We start from the raw sequence: 15,284 nt of genomic DNA, 5'->3' as shown, positions 1-15,284 counted from the left end.
GAAGGGAACAAATGTTCAATTCGGCGGTTACTGCGCCGTGGTGGTTAAGTGTGGTGTTGACATTTCATAAAATTTGCTCAACCTTTGATTGGTGCAAGTTTTTGTCATTTTAGTCCATATCTATCACGCATATGAAAGACCTTCTACTAGAATTACATTTGAAAAGACCCAGGCAATGGCTGTTAACGATATTCATAGCAATCGCCTCGGTCAACCTGGCGCTGGCAAAGGTGGCCGACAAACAGGTAACCGGCCGGGTAACGTCGGAAGATGGGGACGCGCTGCCGGGTGTCAACGTAACATTAAAGGGGTCAAGCATCGGAACAACCACCGATACGAAAGGCGATTTCACGATCAATGTGCCCTCCGAAAGCAGCATATTGGTATTCAGCTTTATCGGATTTGGTAAACAGGAAGTCGAAGTAGGAACCAAGACGCGTATTGAAGTAAAGCTCGCGACCGAAAACCAGGCACTGGAAGAAATGGTCGTGATCGGATACGGCTCCCAGAAGAAATCATCGCTGACCGGCGCGGTATCTTCCGTTTCCCCCAAAGAACTGACGGCCCTTCCGGTCGTGAGCGCAGAGCAGGCGCTGCAAGGGCGCGTGCCGGGTGTGCGGGTAGTGAACAATGGTAGTCCGGGTCAAACGCCGATCGTCCGCATTCGCGGGATCGGCTCGATCAACTACGCTTCCGGGCCGCTCTACGTAATCGACGGGATTCCTTCCGGCGACCTGAACAACCTGGACCCGAAGGATATTGAGTCCATGGAAGTCCTCAAAGATGCCAGTTCGGCGGCGATTTATGGTTCACGCGCGTCCAACGGGGTGATCATCATTACCACTAAAAAAGGATCGCAGGATGGCAAGCTGCATGTGAATGTGGACACCTATTTCGGCACGCAATCGGCCTGGAAAAAGCTGGACCTACTCAACACAGATCAGTATATTCAATATGCGACCGCATTGCTGGGGAATGCCGGTATCGCCATGCCGGGCAGGCTTTCCGACCTGAATAAACCCATTTACGACGGAGCTACGCAGACATTTGCCCAGACGCATACCGACTGGCAGGACGTGCTTTTCAGAAATGCCCCCGTGCAGCAGCACCAGGTTTCGATAAGCGGCGGTAATAGCGTGTCCCGCTTTTTTACCTCTGCGGGATATTTCGATCAGGAAGGTATTCTGGTAGGCACGAATTACAAACGCGCCAATTTCCGGATCAACTCCGATCATCAGATCACCAAATTCCTCAAAATCGGCCAGACGCTCACATTTTCGTATGACAAAAGCCGCGGAGAGCAGGGTTTTGGCGGTGGACGCACGCTTGTCATGCAGGCCATCCGCAACCTCCCCTACTGGCCCGTCACCGACCCTACCAAGGTGGGCGGATACAGCTCCCCGACAGCGGCCGACGGTAGCGACCCGGATAACCCGCTGCGGATAGCGCAAATGGACGTCTCGCGCAGCCAGCGCATTAAAGTACTTGGCTCACTGTTCGCGGAACTGAATCTGACGAGCTTTCTCAAATACCGTTTCAGCTTCGGAGCCGATGTGGTGAGCGCACTATCCAACGATCAGTTCCCGATCTACAATGACGGGTACAAATCACGCACGCAATTCGAGATCCGGAACGGCCGCACCGCTTACTACTCGCCGGTGATTACCAACCAGCTGACGTTTGATAAGACATTCGGCAAGCATATGCTGAACGTCACCGCCATCGTCGACAAACAGACATTCCGCACCAACACGCTCAACGGCTCGGGTTACCGGCCCAACAACGATATTGACCAAATGCAGGGTATTTCCAACCCGAATGCCAGCAGCTCACTCGACGAAAGCGCGCTCATTTCGTACGTCGGCCGTTTGAACTACGAATATGACGGCAAATACCTGCTCAGTGGTTCGGTTCGCCGGGATGGTTCCTCGCGGTTTGCGCCTGGCAACAAATGGGGTACTTTCCCGTCTGTGTCCCTGGGCTGGCGCGTCAGCGAGGAGGAATTTTTGAAAAACGTTCCGGAAATTTCAGAACTTAAAATCCGGGCCAGCTACGGTCAGACCGGTTTCAACGGAATCGGAAGTTATGCCTGGCAATCGCTTGTGCAAGCGGACAACTCCAATTATGTATTCGGAGGAAGCAAGCTGTTGGGGTCCTATTTCAGCGCCCTGGGCAACACCCAGCTGAAATGGGAAAGTACGGCCATGACCAACGTCGGTATCGACCTGGCTTTGTTCAACAACAGCCTCACATTTACTGCCGAGCGCTACAACCGCAACACCGACGGGCTTTTGCTGGAAGTACCGATCCCCAACTCGCTCGGCTATTCGTCCTCCCCATTGTCCAACATTGGAAAAATGAAAAACTGGGGGTATGAATTTCAATTGGGTTTCAATAAAAACGACGGCGATTTCAAGTGGAATGCTTCTGTGAATCTTGACATTACCAGAAACAAAGTAGTGAGCCTTGCGACGGAGAATGCCTCCATATTCTCGGGAAAAAATGACGACTTCGGCGGCTTCGACATCACGAAAACGGAGGCAGGGCACCCTATCCAGTCGTTCTACGGATGGAAAGTCGACGGCATTTTCCAAAGCCAGGCCGAGATTGACCAGGCCAATGCCCTTGACGGAGACGATAAGACCAAATATCAACCAGCCGCAGCACCGGGCGACATCCGGTTCAAAGACCTGAACGGCGACGGCATCATCGACGGCAACGACCGCCAGTACCTCGGTAGTTTTATTCCGAAATTCAGCTACGGCGGTAACTTCGGCGGCAGCTACAAGGGTTTTGATGTAACGCTGTATCTGCAGGGTGTTCAGGGCAACAAGATCTACAATGGCACCAAGGTGATCGAGCAGGGCATGCTGCGGTTATTCAATGCGGGAACGGATGTGCTCAATGCCTGGACCCCAACCAATACCCAAACCGACGTACCCCGCGCTGTGAGCGGCGACCCGAACAACAACAGCAAAACGAGTGACCGGTTCATTGAAAACGGCTCCTACATGCGGATCAAAAATTTCAGCATCGGTTACACGATCCCTTCCAAAGGACTTTCCGCGCTGACCCGGAATACCATTACCAAAGCCCGGGTGTATGTATCGGCAACCAACTTGCTCACATTCACCAAGTATTCGGGCCTCGACCCGGAAATCGGCGCCAACGGTTCATCCACGGCTACCGGCACACAGCTGATCAACGGAATTGACTACGGAATGTACCCGCAGCCGAGGACCTTGCAGGTAGGATTGAGTTTTGGCTTCTAACCACATTTGAAAAAGCATTGCAATGAAAAGACATATCATACTGGCGTCGACGCTTTTACTGGGCATGGTCCTCTCCTGTAATCAGGACGTGTTGGAAAAGACCAATCCGAACGGCGTTACCGTAGAGAATTACTATAAAAACGGCGCCGAACTCACAAGCGGCGTGACGAGCGTGTACTCGATGCTCAAAGCCAACAACCTCGTGGCACGCGAATGGTTCTTTCTGCACGATCTTCGCGGCGACGATATGGCCGCCGGCGGTGGCCAGCTGGAAACACCCCGCAATCAGTTGCTGCTCGGCACGCACGATAGCGGCAATTCGATTATGGGTACCGTGTGGCTGGCCTATTACCGGCTGATCCACCGCGCGAACTCGGTGGTGGACAACTCCACGGCAGTGTCCGACATTCCGGCTGCCGACAAGGCCCGCCTGCTTGCCGAAGCCCGCTTCCTGCGTGCGTATGCCTATTATGAGCTCGTGAGCATGTGGGGCGGCGTGCCCTTGTATAAAAGCTACGTATTGACCGTTGACGGCAGTCTGCCAAGGTCTACCGATGCCGAAGTATACGCCTACGTAATTGCCGAATTAAAAGAAATTCAGGAACAACTTCCGGCAACCTACAATGCCGCAAACCAGGGAAGAGCCACCAAAGGCGCCGCGCAAATGCTGCTGGCGCGGGTTTTCATGCAGCAGGGCGACTATGCCAATGCCAAAACGGAATTATTGAAAGTGTACGATTCCAACCTGTACGCATTGGTCGACAACTACAACGATAACTACCTGGAAGAAACCGAATTCAATAAGGAATCCATTTTCGAGGTCAATTTCTATCCTTCCGGCGGGGTCTACAACTGGGATGGCGACGGCAACGGCGCCACGGCCGGGACCGAAACCGTGCGCACGCAGGAGTATTCGGCCATTGGCTGGCGCAACGTGATTCCGTCAAATGGGTTGCTCAACGATTTCGAGAAAACCACCAAAGGCGATGCCAAGACCGACCCGCGTTATGAGGATTCCTTTTACTTCACGGGCGAAAAATACAACAATGGCATGTCGACCCTGACCGACGGCCAGCAGAACGGCAGTTCGTCGGTGGTGGATGGTGTTACCAAAAAGATAAGCTGGCAAAAATATTCGCTGATGTACAAAATGAACGAGTCGTTTCTGACCGGAGGAATCAATCAGCGGATTATGCGGTTTGCGGAAACCATTCTTTCCCTCGCCGAAGTGGAAAACGAGCTCGGTAACATCCCGCAGGCTGTCAAATACCTGAACATGACGCGTGCGCGGAAGAGCGTCTCCATGCCGGCCTACCCCACCGCAAAATATCCGGTTACGACCAAAGATCAGGTATTTGCCGCAGTCATGCACGAACGCCGGGTAGAGCTGAGCGGGGAGCAGATCCGCAACCGCGATATCCTGAGATGGCGTAAAAACGGAAAGCTCAAATCCGAGCCCATTGCCTATTTCCAGGCTAAAAAACATGAATTACTCCCTATCCCTCAACAGGAAGTAGATAACAATGCGAAGATTGACGCCAAAGACCAGAACCCGGGATATTGATCCTGAAAACAAGATGGCAAATGCAAAAAGGCACCGGTTCGCTACCGGTGTCTTCTGCTTGCTATCCCTATTGACTATCAATGCATTATTTTCATGCAAAAACAAAAGCGATGCGCTGTTCCGGCTGCACACGCCGGATGAAACAGGAGTCAATTTTGTAAACCGGCTAACGCCCAATGACTCCATTAATCCCTTCACATTTACCAATTTTTACAACGGCGGCGGCGTCGGGATCGGGGATGTGAACGGCGACGGGAAGCCTGATATTTTCTTCGGCGGCAACCAGGTCAGCAGCAAACTCTATTTGAGCAGGATTGATACCCTTTCCCGAAAATGGGCATTCGAAGATATTACTCAAAAGGCAGGCGTAACCACTACCCGCTGGTGCAGCGGCATTTCGATGGTCGATATCAACCAGGATGGCTTGCTCGACATTTACATCAGTGTGGCCAGTCATGTCAAAATGCCGGATTCTGAAAACCTGCTTTTTGTCAATCAAGGTAACGGGGCCGACGGCGTGCCGACGTTTAAGGAGCTCGCAGAGGCATACGGACTGAACAGCCGTGCATTCACCACCCAAACCGCTTTCTTCGACGCGGACCTGGACGGCGATCTGGACGCCTACCTGATGAATACCGCTCCGGACCTTCAAAATCCGAATTTCATCCGCAAAACCTACCACGACGGCTCCTATCCCAGCACGGGCAAATTTTTTATTAATGAAGGCTTGCAGGAAAATGGCATGCCCAAATACACCGACGTTTCCAAGGAAGCCGGAGTAAAGTACGAAGGCCTCGGCCTGGGTCTGGCTGTAAGTGATATGAACAAGGACGGTTACCCGGACATTTATTGTTCCAACGACTTCATCAGCAGCGACATGCTCTATCTCAACACCGGGTCACGGGCAAAACCGCTGTTCAGCAATGTGATCAGGGAGGCCACTGCCCACACCAGCCTGTTCGGCATGGGCGTAGACATCGCCGACATCAATAATGATACCTATCCCGACATATTCCAGCTCGATATGCTGCCGGAGGACAATTTGAGGCAGAAAAAAATGCTGGCCGGGCAGGACTACGACCGGAAGGAAATGAGCATTTCGGAGCAGTATGGCTACCAGTTGCAGTACATGCGGAATATGCTTCAATTAAACTTGGGACCTCTTGATGGAAAAAGTGTAAACGGCCGTGCAGCGCCCCGGTTCTCGGAAATCGGATTGCTGGCGGGTATTTCCAAAACGGATTGGAGCTGGGCACCGCTCATCGCCGATTATGACAACGACGGTCTGAAAGACATATTCATCACAAACGGCTACCGGCGCGATGTGACAGATCGCGATTTTATTCAGTTCAAAGAGGATTTTTCAAACTTCGGCACTAACGATTTCAAGCAACAAAATGCCCTGGAATTGATTCAGAAAGTACCCGAAGTAAAGATCTGCAATTATGCCTATAAAAACGCCGGCAACCTGGCCTTTCAGAATGCGTCAAAGGAATGGGGGCTAGATGAATTATCCTATTCAAACGGAGCCGCCTATGCCGACCTGGACGGCGACGGCGACTTGGATCTGGTGGTGAATAATATTGATTCGGAGCCACTGATATACCAAAACCAGAGCTGCGAAAAAGAGCATAGCCGCTTTCTTTCCGTATCGTTTAAAGGTGAAAAAGGAAACCTGGACGGGATCGGCTGTACCGCTACAATATGGCAGGGCAAACACGCACAGTATGCAGAAATGTATGTTGCGCGCGGCTTTATCTCCTCCGTCGGCTCCGGATTGCATTTCGGGCTGGGGAACAACGGGACGGTCGATAGCCTACTCGTAACCTGGCCGGGCGGAATGTCTCAAAAGCGCTATAAAGTTGCTGCTAACCAGCATTTGGTGCTCAGACAAAAAGACGCGCGCAATGCTCCTCTCCAAGCCCCCCAGGTCTCCCGGCCTTTCTTTAAAGATGTTACGGATGAGTTAAAGGTCGATTTCCTACACAAAAAATCGACCTACATCGACTTCAAACAAACCGCGGCATTGCACAAAATGCTCTCCAAAAGCGGATTTGCCATAGCGGCAGGCGACGTGAATCTGGACGGTCTGGACGACTTTTTCGCGGGGGCAAGTTATCAGAAAGGTAAACCCTGCATTTACATTCAACAAGCATCAGGCGCATTCATCAAACGCGAAATCGCGCAGGATTCACTCCATGAAAACATATCTGCAACGTTTTTTGATGCGGACGGAGATCGGGACCAGGATTTGATTGTGGTGAATGGAGGCAGCGAACGACCTGTGACAGATCAGGCATTTTATCAGGTGCAATTGTACTTGAACGACGGCCGCGGCAATTTCAAACCAGTACCGGCGGGCGGCTTTCCCGCTATTTCCGTTAGCGGCTCTTGCGTGGCTGCCCATGATTTTGATCAGGATGGCGACGCCGACCTGTTTATAGGAGGGCGGATGGTCCCCGGCAAATACCCGCTCCCTACGCGCAGCTACCTCCTGCGGAACGATTCGCAACACGGGAAACCGGCATTTACTGATATGACCGCATCGCATTGCCCCGAGCTGCTATCGGCCGGGATGGTATGCGCTGCATTATGGGCTGACACGGATAAGGACGGCCTGGACGACCTGGTGATCGCCGGGGAATGGATGCCGGTACGCGTATTCAAAAATCAGAAGACAAAACTCCGGGAAACGGAATCCGTCAAAAACTCCCTGTCCCCCTATTCCGGCTGGTGGAACAGCCTGGCAGCGGGCGATTTTGATCGTGACGGCGATATCGACTTCATCGCGGGCAACGAAGGGACCAACACATTTTACAGGGCATCGGACCGCGAACCAATAACGCTGATAGCAAAGGACTTTAACAACGACGGTACCTTTGACCCGCTCATGGGCTATTTCATTCAGGGAGTTTCCTACCCGAGCGTTCCGCGCGATGCATTGAACCAGCAGGTTATCCAGTTTCGCAGGAAATACCCGCATTATATCGATTATGCCAAAGCAACCTTCGACGATCTGCTGAGTGCCGAAGAGAAGAAAGGCGCTCACAGCGTACAAGCGACCTTTTTGCAAACCGCTTACATTGAGAACAAGGGTAATGGCCGCTTCGAAGTAAAGGCTTTGCCCGTCGAAGCGCAGGTAGCACCGGTATTCGGGATCGTGGTGACGGACGTGAATGCGGATCACAACCCGGATGTGATCCTGTCCGGCAACTTTTACGCGAACGAGGTCAACATGGGCAGACAGGACGCCTCGACCGGCCTTTTACTCCTCGGCGACGGCAAAGGCGCATTTTCACCTCAGAAACCGGGGAAAAGCGGGCTGCTGCTCCAAGGCGATGCCCGTTCCAGCACACTGCTTCAAGGTCCGAAAGGCCAACGGCTGCTGTTGACAGCCATGCATTCGAAAGGGGTTACCATCCATCGGCTTGCGCCATGATACAACCGGCGTTCAACCTTTACTGATCGGTTCCGAATTTCGACTTGGGTGATAACCGTGCTGACTTTCATCTTTTCGAAGATACGTGACTTATAGGTACTTACGGTATTGGGGCTGATTCTCAGCAGCGAGGCTATCTCCTTCCTCCATTTACCGTCCAGTATCAATTTCATGATCTCTTCTTCACGGGTTGAAAGGCGCGATACCTCCGATGAGACGGCAGACTCGTTTGTTTTTTGATAAATCTCTTCGAGAAACCTTTGCTGGATGACATCGCTCACATAGCGTTTGTTTTCCAGCACTGTTTCGATGGCCAGACGCATTTTGGGCCTTTCCGAAGATTTCGAGACAAAGCCCGAGGCACCGGCAGCGATGTATTCCAATGCGTATTTCTTTTCATCAAAGCCGGTGCAGACCAGAATTTTGACCTCGGGTTGTATGCGTCTGAGCTGGGGGATCATATCGGCATCGGCGCCGCCGGGTATATCGATGTCGAGGATGATCAGATCAAGCTTGTGCGACGCGCACGTTTCAAGCGCTCCTTCGAAGGATATCGCCTCGTAGATTTCCGATTCGTCTATTATTTCGTTCAACAAAATCCTGATGCCGGTACTTGTCAGGAAATGATCTTCAACAATCAATACTTTCTTCACTATCTCTGATTTTCAAGGTGACTTCAAGGCAAATGCATTTGCGATACTTAAAGCTTTCCGGTTGATCGCTTAAAAATAGGACAAAAACTGTAAACCCTCATGACACATCGCGACTGCGGGTAAGAAGTCATCCGGGAAGGCCGGACTTTGCCGTTGGCTCAATGGCACCCCGCTTTTGCCTCAATTCCTTCATAGATGCAATGCCCAGTTTTTTAAATATGATTTTGCGATAATGACTTACAGTCGAGGGCTTTACCCCGATTTGTTCCGCGATCCCGTGACGGCTCATTCCGGCAGCAAGAAGATCAGCTACATGCTCTTGTCGCTCGGTCAAAGCCGGCCAGGGAATATTCCCGATTACGGCGGAAACCATTTGCTCCTGAATTTCGTCGCTTACGAATGTTGTGCCCGCATTAATCTTACGTAAAGCACGTTCAAATTCGCTGGTGGACGATTTGCTGGAAAAAACGCCATGAACCCGCGCCTTCAATAGGGAACGGAGGAGTGTAAAGTCGGTTCTCAAATTTACCCAGATCGTTAGCTCCGGTACTGCTTCTTTAAGGCTGGCAATCATACTGATATCGGGAATGCTGAGATTTCGGATATCCACTATTGCAAGCTGAAATGTTTCCCGATGGCAAAGCTCCGAGGCTTCTATCAGGGAGGCTGTCTCGGAGAAATAGGTTGTGTGTATAGTGTCGCGTATAACAGAGCGCAGGCCTGCATTGATTAAAGGGCTGTCGGCGATCAATAAAACCTTCATCGGTGGGATGCTCATTCATTTGAAAACGCATCTCTCCACAAGCGGAAAGATGCGTTTCTAATTATTACATAGCGTTACTTACGGATCAGGACTTTCTCAGTGACGATCGAGCCCGTTACGGTTGTCAATTCAACCAGGTGTATGCCGTTTTGAAGCGCCGAGATGTTGAGCTCGGATTCGAACTTTTTGGCGGCTTTATACACCTCAACACCGTTCGCATTAATAATCCTGATCTTACCGATCGATTCCGGGGAGTTCAGGAAGAGCACATCGGTTGCCGGATTGGGGTACACAACACGTCTCGGCTCACCACCGAAACGAACAGGCTTAATCGAGCTGAACGCAAAAGTCCCGTCCTTATCGACCATCCGCAGACGATAGAGATTTGTGCCGGCTTCCGGCTTTACGTCCGTAAACTGGTACGAGACCAGTACTTTGCTTTCTCCCTGCGAAACCTGACGGCCCAGTTCAGTCCAGCTTTTACCATCCGGGCTTCGCTGGATTTCGAAGAAATCGCTGTTTGTCTCCTCTGTGGTTGCCCAGCGCAAAAGCGCAGTTTTACCTTCCGCCTGCGCGGTGAATGCAGTGAGCGTTACAGGCATAGGCGTATCCAGGGAGGCGAACGTATACGCCACATATGTGTCGGGAGCGAGGCTTCCGGTTGTGGTGATCGACCCGGCTGTCAGATCGCTCGTTCCTCCAAGAATTGAGGTTGCATCGACCTTTGATGGTATCGCTACCCATTGCGTGCCATTCCACCCTGCAATGGTCAATTTGTTCAGCTGGCTGGTCGTGAGCGCATTAATAGCACTGGCTGCATCCCAGGTAAGCGTGACAGGCGTCGCATTCGACCCGTCGATGTCCCAATACTCGATCGTGCTCACGGCGTCGAGCGCTTCTTCAAATGTGGCAGACGGAAATGGCCCGCTTGCCGGCAGCACAGGATAATTGCCGGATGGAAGCATGCTGGTAACCGCACTTGTCGGATCCACAAAATAGTATGCCCCCATCGTGCCATCGCCTTGTGCCCCAAATGGGCCGAAGTGTGCATTGTCGCCAACCGGGAAAATGAACGGTGACGTGCCAAATTTACGGACGTAGCCGTCCACATAATTTGCGTCGTCCCCGCCGGTCGAAGTCGTTGCGGAAGCGGCAAAGTTCAGGATACCGAAGGGCGCGGTGCGAATGGTGTTGATCACACCGGGCTGCGTTCCGCCTCCCCCCGTTGTAAAATCATGGTTGCCGAAAAATGTCATTTCAGCACCATTGAAGATAGTGGTATTCCCGGAACTGCCTTCTTGCCCATGGGCGACCGTTCCGCAGATTATAGCTGCAACCGTAAGAACTGCCGTGCCGGTTTTGATGCCGCATACCCCGGAAATATAATCGAATAGGTGTTTCATGGTAGAAGTCGTTTCGTTCGCATCAATTGTCCGGATTAGTTGCTCAGTTTATACAATGCCACACTGAAGTTGTACTGTCCGGTTCCTCCAACCCAGGCAGACGATGTCGTCAGATTGATTCTTACAACATCTCCGGCATTCAGCTTGTAGATTCCTGTATTGGTACTTGAAGTTCCCTCACCGCGGTTCGAGCGCCCGCAGGTCTGATCAAGCGTCGCATTGTTTGCGGTTATCGCATGACAGTAGTCAAAAACGGTACCCGGCGCGCCAGCTTGCCCGGGGCCTAATGCCGTTACTGCATAATAATACACTCCCGCTTCTTGTATTGTGATCGCACCTGTGCCCGCAGTGTAATTGACGTTGTTTTGTAATTCAGCTGCCAGGTTGGTAACAAATACATTTGAGCCTGTTACCGCTGTGATAACGGCTCCTTTGAGACGGAGGTATGGGCGGGTTGCAACTGGCGTATTAACTTCGTCAAGAGTAAGCGCTCTCACGTTTCCGGCAGCATCCACGGACATTAATTTGTCGGTAGCTGCGCCCTGAGGAGTGTTTTCAATCACCACCGTGCCATCGCTTTTGTGCACAATCACTTTCTTCGCATTGGTAGCTTCCACTTCCAGATTGGAATTTGAGCCAATTACCGTTGGGTTCGAGCCGATTTTTACCTGTGCAAATGCATGGTCGGGTGCCGCTGCGAGAAATATCGTTGCGACAGCGCCGCCGATTAACCCTTTGATCGTTCTTTTCGTTGTCATAATGCTAAACTTTTAAGTGAATTTTCTATTGAAATTGGGGCATAGCTTTCCTGTGCCTGGTGGCCAGCCTGCCAGGAAACTAAGCTTGACAAGATTTAAATTGGGGAACTGAAAGGTGCTCACAGCTCAATGCCGCACACTGGAATAGATCCCGCCATTCTGCCCGATCGATATCAGGGAGCTACTTCGACATGTCGTACACAAATGTAGGCCTGGTCTTAATGACGGGTTGTAGGGGCAGGAGGATATTTCCCCTACATGCACGTAGGGTTGCATTTACAAATAATTCGCTTTTTGTAGTGAACTATTTATACAAGAAAACCAAGCAGATGACTACATTCTGAAACTCAGTCTTTTACTCAAGATTCATACTCTGCGCGTTACGATTGAGAAAATGCAAGGTGACTTGGGTTTCCCCTCGTCGGCTTTGAATATTCAGCCGGATCATTGCAAAGGGAGCCAGCTCTTTCACGATCACGAGTCCCAAGCCGTTGAATTTTTCAGGTATGGATGTCGATCCGATCTGCTCAAACCATGCTACCTGCGCCGCTGGCAGCCCCCTGCCGGTATCGCGAATGGTTAAAGAACCCGATGTTTCATGCGCTATCCAGTGCGCAGAGATAGTCCCGTTTTCTGTAAACTTGTTAGCGTTGTCGGCCAAATTCCGGATGATAATGTCGAGCATTAGAGAATTAGTCGGTACGGTAACATCTCTCGGAACATTGTTCTGGAAAGAATTGGCGTTAATTCGCGCGGCCTTCTCAAAAAAACCAAAGCACTTGTCAATCACGTCTGCCAGAGCTACCCGCTCAATTTTCACCTCCTTGCTGTACACTTGCACCTTAATGTAAGCAAGCAGCTCGTCAAGGGATTGCCTGATCATACCAACAGCGTCTTCGACCTGTCGATTGAGCAAGCTCGCCTGGGCCAGGTCATGATTTTTAATTAATCGCCCCACTTCGCCCGTTACCAATCCGGCGGCTAAAAGCGGCGAGCGTAGATCATGCGCTAACGATGTCAGCAAACGCGATTGTAAATGAAACTGGTGGAGTAAATCGCCTTGTGATGCTTCTAGTGTCAGTAGGGTCTGCCTTAATTCGTCTGTGCGCGCCGCGACCTGCAACTCCAGCAATTGATTGCGGGTTTCGATTTTTCTAAATCGGTATCTCAAAATCCAGAACCCGAAACCCGGGATGAGGAGCCCGAAGGCGAGATACAGCCACCCGTTTTTATACCAGGGCTCGGTTATGATGATTGTTAAATGCTTGCTGGCAAGGTTGCCGCCCCCGAATCCTGTTTTTTTTCGGATAGTAAAGGTAAACGTGCCAGTAGGGAAACTGGCATAGGAAATCACCAGATCCTTATCTTTTGCATCGACTTCCTGCCAATTTGCATTACTCATTCGCTCGCCCGAATTTGTCAGCGAATAGGATATTTTTAAACTCTCAGGCTGGCCAAAATAAGCCGTCGAGAAATACAGCTTCACGTTTTCCTGCTTCGAAAACAATCGAATAGTGTCGCCGCTCACTGCCAATTTTCTGCCGTCTACCGTTATCTGATCGAAGACAATGTCATCGTTGACACCATCCTGCTGCGTCAATTGCGCCTTGAACCAGGCCAATCCTTCGGGTGCCGGTAAAGAAACAGACCCGCCGCGAAAGGCTTCGACGTCTGTTCCCATCGGTTTGATCCGTTCGAACCTTGGAAGCGTAATCTCAAACAAGCCACTTGTGCTGCTGGCCAAAAACACCTTTCCATTCAGGTGATCATGATACAGAATGTCTATGTGCTCGGAGTACAGATCAAAATATGGTATCAAAAGACGCGTGCTGAGCATCCCGTCGGGCTCCTGAATCAGCTCAAATACCGCATTGTCGATGCAAAGGAAAGCCTGGGCGGTTTTGTTGTTCCAGTAGAGCTTGACTGCTTCCTTATTCCTTGCAAAGTGCTCGTTTCGAACAATATCGCCTTGCAGGGGGAATGAAAATTTCTTGTTGTCATAAATATGGGTAAATGACCTGTCAGGGTTTAAATAATATAGCCGCCCCGCTAATGTAAAGTAGTTCAGACGTTCAGTTACAAAGTTGGGGACTTCATACTGCTTCTCCCATCCGCGATAATGGGTTACCGAAGATCGACTGCAAAGGTAAAATTCTCCATCTCCAAAATTGGTCGCGACCATCGTGGATTGATCGGGCGAAATTACTCTGCCCCATCGTTCCGGCAGTCCGTTGATAAAGTCGAAGCTCAATTTTTGGTTACGAAGCTCCGCCAGCTTTTCATCGCGAATGTGTATTTCATCTCCAACCGGTACCGCGTCCCCATTCATAATATTGGCCCGTTCATTGTTTGAAAACGATACGTAAGCAACTTCCAATCTGCTCTGATTATGGGGATTGCGTATTCCTGGCGCAATCGCTTTCACCTGATTGCTGTACGTATCCGTATTTCTTTTATCGTATACCCGAAAGTTACGCCCGTCGAAACGTGCCAAACCACCCTCGGTAGCAAGCCACATAAAACCCTTTGAATCGACTGAAAGATCCTTGATACTATTTTTGGGCAAGCCGCTTTCAGTCGTAAAATGCTGAACAGCGTATTGTGGCTGCGCAAATACAACCTCTCGGTATTGAGAAAAAAAGCATAGAAAAAGAGAAGTAAAAAAGGGCTTATTGCAGAATTTGAAAAGAACCATAATCTCGACGATCTTCAAGGTGTTAGGCATGCAACCACGTTACACCTGAATGTGTAAACTGAAATATTTCGTCGAAAATACAGAATTTAACTATCGAATTTAGTCTACAAATGGAGATTCACTGACGATGCGCCCCTCCCTCCCCTCCCATTTGCGCAGGCAAAACATCTGTGTTTAAATTCAGGCAAAAGCGCCTTTTAGCCTATATTTGCAGGAATTACTGAACACAAACCACTCTTGACAAGCCCAAAAATCAACTGGATATGCCTCTTGCTGCTGCTATTGATTGTCGTCAAAGCGGCGGTGATGCCGGCTATTTGCCTTGATTACGAGCTTCGTAAGGAATACATTACCAAGAACATTTGCGTAAACCGCAACCGGCCGCAGCTGCATTGCGACGGGAAATGTTACCTGGCCAAAAAGCTGGCCGAAAGTCAAAAACAGGAAGAACAATCTGCCGAAAACACCTATCTGGCAAGCTTAATTTACCAGGTAATGGACACTGCGAATCCCGGATTGTTTACACTGCAACCCGTGCCGCACGCGTTGCATACCGAATCTGCCGAATTCGCTTATACTTCTCCATTTATTCCGCAAGTAGCCGCAAGGCAGGTTTTTCGCCCACCTCTTTACGCCTAGTCCACGCGTGACGCTTGTACCTGCATTCAGTTGACTGCGGTATTACGGGCTGGTATCCCATTGTTTTATTTTCTTATTCCGGCAGCCGGCAATGGTTG

The 15,284-nt window shown here is 50.7% G+C and carries 9 protein-coding genes; 4 read left to right on the top strand and 5 right to left on the bottom strand.

The genetic code is table 11. The annotated features are described in order from the left end of the window. The first annotated feature begins 131 nt into the window (after positions 1-131). The 3 genes from CLV60_RS08150 to CLV60_RS08140 are packed head-to-tail and all read left to right on the top strand — an operon-like array spanning position 132 to position 8,275. The gene (locus CLV60_RS08150) at positions 132-3,272 is read left to right on the top strand and encodes a SusC/RagA family TonB-linked outer membrane protein (RefSeq protein WP_106594863.1); all 3,141 of its coding nucleotides are present in this window, start codon (positions 132-134) and stop codon (positions 3,270-3,272) included. A 22-nt stretch (positions 3,273-3,294) separates the two neighbouring features. After that, on the top strand, positions 3,295-4,836 hold the full coding sequence (locus CLV60_RS08145; RefSeq protein WP_106594862.1) for a RagB/SusD family nutrient uptake outer membrane protein: 1,542 nt from the start codon (positions 3,295-3,297) through the stop codon (positions 4,834-4,836). Positions 4,837-4,849: 13 nt separating this feature from the next. Then, positions 4,850-8,275 (top strand): VCBS repeat-containing protein, encoded by a 3,426-nt coding sequence (locus tag CLV60_RS08140; RefSeq protein WP_170118742.1) that lies wholly within the window; start codon positions 4,850-4,852, stop codon positions 8,273-8,275. Here CLV60_RS08140 and CLV60_RS08135 read toward each other — a convergent pair. From CLV60_RS08135 to CLV60_RS08115, 5 genes are all read right to left on the bottom strand, one after another. Beyond that, on the bottom strand, positions 8,197-8,928 hold the full coding sequence (locus tag CLV60_RS08135; protein ID WP_106594860.1) for a response regulator: 732 nt from the start codon (positions 8,926-8,928) through the stop codon (positions 8,197-8,199). The two genes, CLV60_RS08140 and CLV60_RS08135, sit on opposite strands and share 79 nt — an antisense overlap. Positions 8,929-9,055: 127 nt before the next feature. Next, entirely contained in the window at positions 9,056-9,706 is a 651-nt protein-coding gene (locus CLV60_RS08130; RefSeq protein ID WP_106594859.1) for a response regulator transcription factor, read from the bottom strand. A 59-nt stretch (positions 9,707-9,765) separates the two neighbouring features. Next, on the bottom strand, positions 9,766-11,094 hold the full coding sequence (locus CLV60_RS08125) for a T9SS type A sorting domain-containing protein (protein WP_106594858.1): 1,329 nt from the start codon (positions 11,092-11,094) through the stop codon (positions 9,766-9,768). A 35-nt stretch (positions 11,095-11,129) separates the two neighbouring features. After that, complete coding sequence (locus CLV60_RS08120; RefSeq protein WP_106594857.1) at positions 11,130-11,852, bottom strand: hypothetical protein; 723 nt, start codon at positions 11,850-11,852, stop codon at positions 11,130-11,132. 355 nt (positions 11,853-12,207) lie between these two features. Then, positions 12,208-14,565, bottom strand: a complete 2,358-nt coding sequence (locus CLV60_RS08115) for a sensor histidine kinase (RefSeq protein ID WP_170118741.1) — start codon at positions 14,563-14,565, stop codon at positions 12,208-12,210. 219 nt (positions 14,566-14,784) lie between these two features. Between CLV60_RS08115 and CLV60_RS08110 the strand changes: the two genes are divergently transcribed. Continuing rightward, positions 14,785-15,186 carry a hypothetical protein gene (locus CLV60_RS08110; protein ID WP_146151533.1) on the top strand — a complete coding sequence of 134 codons (402 nt, stop codon included), beginning with the start codon at positions 14,785-14,787 and terminating at the stop codon, positions 15,184-15,186. Positions 15,187-15,284 lie beyond the last annotated feature (98 nt).

Origin of the sequence: Dyadobacter jiangsuensis (genome assembly GCF_003014695.1) — a bacterium.
GTDB lineage: Bacteria > Bacteroidota > Bacteroidia > Cytophagales > Spirosomataceae > Dyadobacter > Dyadobacter jiangsuensis.
Note: the sequence above shows the minus strand (reverse complement) of the source record. Positions and strands in the feature narration are given on the sequence as shown.